General features: G+C 64.6%; 3 protein-coding genes. 1 reads left to right on the forward strand and 2 read right to left on the reverse strand.

Annotated features, from left to right (window positions below; all coding sequences use genetic code 11):
* Positions 1–746, reverse strand: a 746-nt coding sequence (locus B0W55_RS27895) for a sugar nucleotide-binding protein (protein ID WP_077049130.1), incomplete at its 3' end; no start/stop codon positions are given.
* Between the two features lie 298 nt (positions 747–1,044).
* On the opposite strand from B0W55_RS27895, the gene B0W55_RS27900 reads away from it, so the two are divergent.
* Positions 1,045–5,349: a DEAD/DEAH box helicase gene (locus B0W55_RS27900; protein WP_077049128.1), complete on the forward strand. Its 4,305-nt coding sequence runs from the start codon at positions 1,045–1,047 to the stop codon at positions 5,347–5,349.
* A 113-nt stretch (positions 5,350–5,462) separates the two neighbouring features.
* On the opposite strand, the gene B0W55_RS27905 is transcribed toward B0W55_RS27900, so the two are convergent.
* Complete coding sequence (locus B0W55_RS27905; RefSeq protein ID WP_077049129.1) at positions 5,463–7,583, reverse strand: mechanosensitive ion channel domain-containing protein; 2,121 nt, start codon at positions 7,581–7,583, stop codon at positions 5,463–5,465.
* Between the last annotated feature and the right edge of the window lie 165 nt (positions 7,584–7,748).

Below are 7,748 nucleotides of genomic sequence, written 5' to 3' on the forward strand. Positions count from 1 at the left end.
GCGTGGGCCTGGGCGGTGGGGGCTTCGATGGCCAGCGGATGCAGCGCGCGGGCTTCGGTGAGGATCGCCTGCCCCAGGGCCAGCGGCGTGGTCGCCTCATGCCCGGCATAGTGATAGGTGCCCCACAGCGGCGCCGCACAATCGAGTTGCTTGAGCACCGAGATGATCACCCGCGCCGCGTCGTCCACCGGCGTCGGATTGCCACGGCGGTCATCCGCCATCAGCAACGCTTCCGGATGCTCCGCACGGCTGAGAAAACGCCCCAGCGTCCCCTCGGGGCTGTCATCCAGCAGCCAGCCAAATCGCAGCAGTACATGTTGTGGACACGTGGCGCGCACGCTCTGCTCGATCCGCCACAACGCCTGACCGCGCAAGCCCAGGGGAACCGGTTCGTCTTTTTCGCTGTAGGCGGTGGCGCGGGAGCCGTCGAACACCCGATAGCTCGAAGGCTGCACCAGGACGATGTTGTGGTGCTGGCACAGTTCGGCCAGGCGCTCGACCGCGCGCTCCTGCCCGGCCAGACGCTGCTCGCTGACGGCCTCCGCCTGGAACCAGTCGAAGTAGTAGGCGAGATTGATCAAAGCGTCCGGGCGGGTGTCGTCCAGCAGTTGGGTCAGGCTCGCGGCATCCCAACCGTCTTGCGGTGGGCGGGGGGCGAGGAAACCGATGTCTTCCTCTGCACCGAGGCGAATCAGCGCCTGCCCAAGGGCATTTCCGCCGCCCAGTAACATAAGGCGCATTCGCATAAAGTCAGCAGGCCCAGTCTGATTGGTACAAGGGTTTTATCGACAGCGCGTGTGGGCGATGTCGTCGATAGTTGCAGGAATCGTTGCATTTTGCGGGTTTAGTGCGCAACCGTCATCCGTAAAGTGTAGATGTGCGGGTTTTGTGGCGCCTGCGTGGCCCCAATCGCCAGCGGGCTGGCTCCCACATGGGTAATGTGCTCGTCTGTGGGAGCCAGTCTGCTGGCGATGGGGCCCCGGAGATGCCACAGATCTCCAGCGGTACTTGCATCCTCCCCGCCCCACCCGCATAAATGGTTGCATGAACCTGCCCATTCCCGCAGACAGCGCCCTGAACGGCTTCCATCCCGCCGTCAGTGCCTGGTTCGGCAATACCTTTGCGACGGTCACCGCCGCCCAGGCCCGGGCGTGGCCGTTGATCCGCCAGCGCCGCTCGACCCTGATCGCCGCCCCCACCGGTTCCGGCAAGACTCTCACCGCGTTCCTGGCCGTCATCGACGATCTGGTGCACCGTGGCCTGGAAAGCGCCGAAGGCCTGCCCGACGAGACCCTGGTGGTCTACGTCTCGCCGCTCAAGGCGCTGTCCAACGACATCCAGATCAACCTGCAAAACCCGCTGGCCGGTATCACCGAACAATTGCGCGCAATGAACCTGCCCCCATTGCAGATCACCACCGCCGTGCGCACCGGCGATACCCCGCAGAAAGAACGCTCGGCGATGCGCAAGAACGCACCGCACATTCTGGTCACTACCCCGGAATCGCTCTACGTGTTGCTCGGCTCCGATTCCGGCCGGCAGATGCTCAAAACCACGCGCACGGTGATCGTCGACGAAATCCACGCCATCGCCGACAGCAAGCGCGGCAGTCACCTGGCCCTGAGCCTGGAGCGCTTGCAGGCGCTGTGCGCCGAGCCCCTGGTGCGCATCGGCCTGTCGGCCACGCAAAAACCCATCGAGGCGGTGTCGCGCTTTCTGGTCGGTCGCGATCGTGATTGCGAGATCATCGACATCGGCCATGCCCGCCCACGGGACCTGGACATCGAAGTGCCGCCGGTGCCGCTGTCGGCGGTGATGGCCAATGATGTCTGGGAACGGGTCTACGACCGCCTCGCCGCCCTGGCCCGCGAACACCGCACCACGCTGATTTTCGTCAACACCCGGCGCCTGGCCGAACGCCTGAGCCGCCACCTGAGCGAACGCCTGGGCAAGCAGGCCGTGGCCGCCCACCACGGCAGCCTGGCCAAGGAGTTTCGCCTGGACGCCGAGCAGCGGCTCAAGCGCGGCGAGTTGCAAGTGTTGATCGCCACCGCCTCGCTGGAGTTGGGGATCGATATCGGCGATGTCGACCTGGTGTGCCAGATCGCCTCGCCGCGCTCGATTGCCGGTTTTCTGCAAAGGGTCGGTCGCTCCGGTCACCAGGTCGGCGGCACGCCCAAAGGTCGCTTGTTCGCCACCACCCGTGACGACCTGATCGAATGCGTCGCGCTGCTCGATTGCGTGCGCCGCGGCGAACTGGACACCCTGCACATCCCGCAAGCACCGCTGGATGTGCTGGCGCAGCAGATCATCGCCGAGGTGAGTTGCCAGGAATGGCCCGAGGACGCGCTGCTGGCACTGTTCCGCCAGGCCTCGCCCTATGCCGCGCTGGACGAAAACCATTACCAGGCGCTGCTGCGCATGCTCGCCGAGGGCTACAACGGTCGCCAGGGTGTTCGCAGTGCCTACCTGCACCGCGACGCCGTCAGCCGTACCCTGCGCGGGCGGCGCGGCAGCAAACTGGCGGCGGTGACCAGCGGCGGAACCATCCCGGACAACGCCGACTACAGCGTGCTGCTCGAGCCCCAGGGCCTGAACATCGGCAGCGTCAACGAAGACTTTGCGGTGGAGAGCATCGCCGGTGATGTGTTCCAGTTGGGCAATACCTCGTACCGCATCCTGCGGGTGGAAACCGGCAAGGTCCGGGTCGAGGATGCCCAGGGCCAGCCGCCGACCATTCCGTTCTGGCTGGGTGAAGCGCCGGGGCGCAGCGCGGAACTGTCGTTTGCCGTCGCACGCCTGCAAGCGCAACTCGATGAGCTGCTGGCGGCCACGCCGGGCAACCTGCAACCGGCCCTGGACTGGCTCACCGAGACCCTCGGCCTGAACATCGCCAGCGCCGAGCAACTGGTGGATTACCTGGCCCGTGCGCGGCAGACCCTCGGCGCCCTGCCGTCCCAGGACACCCTGCTGATGGAACGTTTTTTCGACGAATCCGGCGGCACTCAACTGATCATCCACACCCCGTTCGGCAGCCGCATCAACCGCGCCTGGGGCCTGGCCCTGCGCAAGCGGTTCTGCCGCACCTTCAATTTCGAACTGCAGGCCGCCGCCAGCGAAGATGCCATCGTGCTGTCGCTGTCCACCAGCCACAGCTTTGAGCTGGACGACGTCTGGCGCTACCTGCACAGCAACAGCGCCGAGCACATCCTGATCCAGGCCGTGCTCGATGCGCCGCTGTTCGGCGTGCGCTGGCGCTGGAACGCCGGGGTGGCGCTGGCGTTGCCGCGGTTTACCGGCGGGCGCAAGGTGGCGCCGCAGATACAACGGATGAAAAGCGAGGACCTGATCGCCAGCGTGTTTCCCGATCAGATCGCCTGTGTGGAAAACCTCGCTGGCGAGCGGGGTATTCCCGAACACCCGCTGGTGGAACAAACCCTCGACGATTGCCTGCACGAGGCCATGGACAGCGAAGGCTGGCTGGCCCTGTTGCGGCGCATGCAACGTGGCGAGGTGCGCCTGATCAGCCGCGACTTGCCGGCGCCTTCGCCCTTGGCCGCAGAAATTCTCAGTGCGCGGCCCTACGCCTTTCTCGATGATGCGCCACTGGAAGAGCGCCGCACCCAAGCCGTGCTCAATCGCCGATGGACCGATCCGCAGTCCACCGACGACCTCGGCGCGCTGGACATCGATGCCATCGCTGCCGTGGCCGAAGAAGCCTGGCCGACGCCCACCGGCGTGGATGAAATGCACGAGGCGCTGATGAGCCTGGCGTGTATCACCGAGGTTGAGGCGCAGTCCAACCCGAACTGGCGCGAATGGCTGCAGACCCTGGCCGACAGCGGTCGCGCCTGCCAGATAAACCAGTCCCTGTGGCTGGCCCGGGAACGGCTCTCGTGCCTGTTGGCGATTTATCCACAGGCCTTATTGCGCCCGGCGGTGCAGGCCTTGCCGGGCTTCGATGAAGCTTGGGAAACGGACGATGCCGTGTTGGAGGTCATCCGCGCGCGACTCAGCGCGTTTGCGCCGTTGCCGCTCGAAGCCATTGCCGAACCCCTTGGTTTGCCGCCCAAGCAAGTCCTCCAGGCACTGGCGCAACTGGAACGCGAAGGCTACGTACTGCGCGGCCGCTTCACCCCGGGCGCCGTCGAAGACCAATGGTGCGAGCGGCATCTGCTGGCGCGGATTCATCGCTACACGGTCAAGCGTCTGCGGCGGGAAATCGAACCGGTGGCGCTGCAGGACTTCATGCGTTTTCTGTTCGACTGGCAGCACCTGTCCAGCGCCAGCCAGGGCAAAGGCAGCACAGTGCTGCCGGCGATCATCGGCCAGTTCGAAGGCTACCCCGCCGCCGCATCGGCCTGGGACAGCGACATCCTGCCGGCGCGCATCAAGGACTATTCGGCGAGCTGGCTGGATGATCTGTGCCGCAGCGGCAAACTGGTGTGGACCCGCCTGACCGCGCGCAGCAAGAGCGCCAGCAGCGCATTGCGCAACACCCCCATCGTATTGCTGCCGCGCAACCGGGTCGGGCTGTGGAGCGACTTGACCGAACAGACGCCGATCAGCGAGCTGTCGCCCAAGGCCCAAAAAATCTTTGATGCCCTGCGCCAGCACGGCGCACTGTTTTTCGATGAGCTGACCCATGAAGCCCATGTGTTGCGCACCGAACTGGAGATCGCCCTGCAGGAACTGGTGGGCGCCGGGCTGGTGAACGCCGACAGCTTCGCCGGCCTGCGCGCACTGATCACCCCGGCCAGTAAACGGCAGAACCGCAGCAGCCGTCGTGGGCGCGGGGCGTTCATTGGCGGCATGGACGATGCCGGGCGCTGGGCGTTGTTGCGACGCGGGCCGTCAGTGCCCCTGACGGATAACCCACGTGCGGCGACCACCCCCGCCGACACCCTGGAACACATCGCCATGACTTTGCTGCGGCGTTACGGCGTGGTGTTCTGGCGCTTGCTGGAGCGGGAAGCGGACTGGCTGCCGAGCTGGCGTGAATTGCTGAGGACCTTCCATCGACTGGAGGCGCGGGGTGAGATTCGCGGCGGTCGCTTTGTCAGTGGTCTGGCGGGTGAACAGTTTGCGTTGCCCGAGGCGATTCCGTTGCTGCGCGAAGTGCGGCGGCGGGCCCATGACGGCAGTCTGATTGCGGTGTGCGGGGTTGATCCGTTGAACCTGGCCGGCACGCTGCTGCCGGGTGCGAAAGTGCCAGCGCTGGCGAGCAATCGGCTGGTGTATCGGGATGGATTGCCGGTGGCGGCGCAGATTTCGGGGAAGACGGTTTTGTGGGTGGAGTTGGATCAGCAGGTCGATGCCGAGGTTCGCAGGACACTGATCCGGCACTGAGGGTGGTTGTACTGGCCTCTTCGCGAGCAAGCCCGCTCCCACAGTGGAGCGGTGTATGCAATTCCATTGTGGGAGCGGGCTTGCTCGCGAAGGCGCCAGTACGGGCGACAAACCTATTGAGGATGTGACCGATCCGGCATCAACACCGCCGAATGCGCCGGCTCCACCGCGCCATCAAGAATCGGCTCACCCTGCCTGGGCATCAAAACCTGCTGTGGATAAGTCTGCGCGAATTGCACCGACGGGCAATTATCCACAAGTTTTTTCAAGCGCTGGTTGAACGCCCGGCTGACCGCGTACTGCCCACCGGACACGGTACGAAACTGCGCCGTCAGCACCACGCCATTGAGGTCCATCCTGTCGACGCCGAAAACGTCCAGCGGCCCCTGCAGGTTGTACTTGAGGAACGCATCGTTGCTGATCGAATGCCCGGCCTCGCGGATCAGTTCGATGGCCTTGTCGACATCGGTGTCGTAGGTGAACTGCACCGAGAAGAACGCATAGGCAAACTGCCGGGATTGGTTGGTCACGGCCTTGATCTGGCCGAATGGCACCGAATGCACGAAGCCCTTGCCGTCGCGCAGGCGCAACGTACGAATGGTCAAGCCTTCGACGGTGCCCGCATGCCCAGAATCGAGCACCACCCAGTCGCCGATCGACAGGGTGTCTTCGATGATGATGAACAGGCCGGTGATCACATCCTGCACCAGTTGCTGGGAGCCGAAACCGATGGCCAGGCCAATCACCCCGGCACCCGCCAGGAACGGCGCCACGTTGATCCCCAGATTGGCCATGGTGGTGATGGCGCAGATCACCACCAGCACGATTTTGATCGCATTGCGCAGCAGCGGCAGGATGGTTTTGGTCCGGGTGCTGGGCTGGCGCGCCGCGCGTTTGTTGGTGGGTGGTTTCAGCGCTTCCTGAATCGCCGTGTCCAGCACCACCCAGACCATCCAGGTCACCAGGAAAATCAGGCCGATGTGGCTCAGTGAATCGCTGATTGCGCGACCGACCGAATTGCTCACCGCGAACTCGATCAGCGACACACCCCAGATGCGCCCCAGAATGTCGATGAACACGATGGCCATGGCGATGCGCAGCAAGGCGTGGGACAGGCTCAGAAAGCGCTCTTTATAGGCGCTGCTGCGCCGAGCGACGGGCTCGGCGCGGGTCTTGAACAGGTGATGCAGGGTCGTGCTCAGGAACACCGTGGCAATCAGCAGCACCGTGGTGAACAGCGCGCTGCGCAACACTTGCTGATTGTCCTCGCTGATGCTGATCAGGTTGATGATCGACACCAGCACCATCAACAGAATCGGCCAGTACCAGAGCCCGGAAAAAATCCGCAGGGTCTCGCGCAGTGCTGGCTGTTTCTGACGTTGGGCCAGGGGCAGGATCCGTATCAACTGGGCCACCGGGCGTCGCATGCGGAACACCAGCAAGCCGAAGGAAATCGAGGCCGCCAGACCGGTCACCACCGCCACGCTGCTGGTGAGGTTGTTGCCCAGTTGATGCGCGATCTGCGGGCTGGTCAGGGCATCGCTCAGGGCGACCAGAAACCCGATGCCGAACAGCGGCCGCGGGCTGTCCTGGCGGATGATCTGCACCGCCCTGCGCTTGTGCCCGACGTTGAACAGCACCACCAGCGACATCACCAGCGACGCGGCGAACACACCGCTACTGGTGGCATAGGCAAAACACAGCGCCAGCGCCCGCCCGGCGGACACCGGCACGTAATGGCTGGCATAGATCGTCAGCGGCAGGCTTGCCACCGCCGCAATGGTGTAGGGCAGGACGTAGCCCAACAAGGCCTGGCCACGCTCGCGGGTGAGCAGCAGGCGATGCAGGCACAGACGTTGCGCGACGCCTTTGCCGAGCAGCCAGAGCGCGGCGAAGACAGCGACCCAGACGCAACTGAGCATCAGGAAATCCCCGGCCACGCTCCAGCTCGAGCGGGCCGAAGGACGGTTGACCAGGTCATCCACTTCATCCGCCGCCCGGTCGGCGCGCAGGCGCCAGGCGTCGATCAGGTTTTCGTTGAGGTCGAACTTGTCCTGCACCTCGTCGATGCTGGAGCTGATGGCCCCCAGCAATCCGCCCTGCACCAACGGTTGCGGGTGTGCCGGCGGTGTCGCGGCAGTGGCGGGCACGCCCGGGATCGCGGCGGCTTCCAGTTCCTCGCTGCCCACAAACAGCAGCGCCCCCAGTAATATCGCGGTCTTGAGCTTGATCAACACACGCTCCTTTGGATGAGACTGTAAGGAACTGATCGGGAAATGGCCGGCAAGTTCGGTATTCGGGTTCGAATCAACAGATCCAGGCAACCCCTGTGGCGAGGGAGCTTGCTCCCGCTCGGCTGCGAAGCAGTCGCAAATCCTGTGCATGCGGTGTATCAGTGG

It is taken from the genome of Pseudomonas sp. KK4, assembly GCF_001984065.1.
Classification (GTDB): domain Bacteria; phylum Pseudomonadota; class Gammaproteobacteria; order Pseudomonadales; family Pseudomonadaceae; genus Aquipseudomonas.

What these genes read in the sequence shown, in the direction of transcription:
- B0W55_RS27900 (WP_077049128.1), top strand. Translation starts at nt 1,045, where the DNA reads ATGAACCTGCCCATTCCCGCAGACAGCGCCCTGAACGGCTTCCATCCC.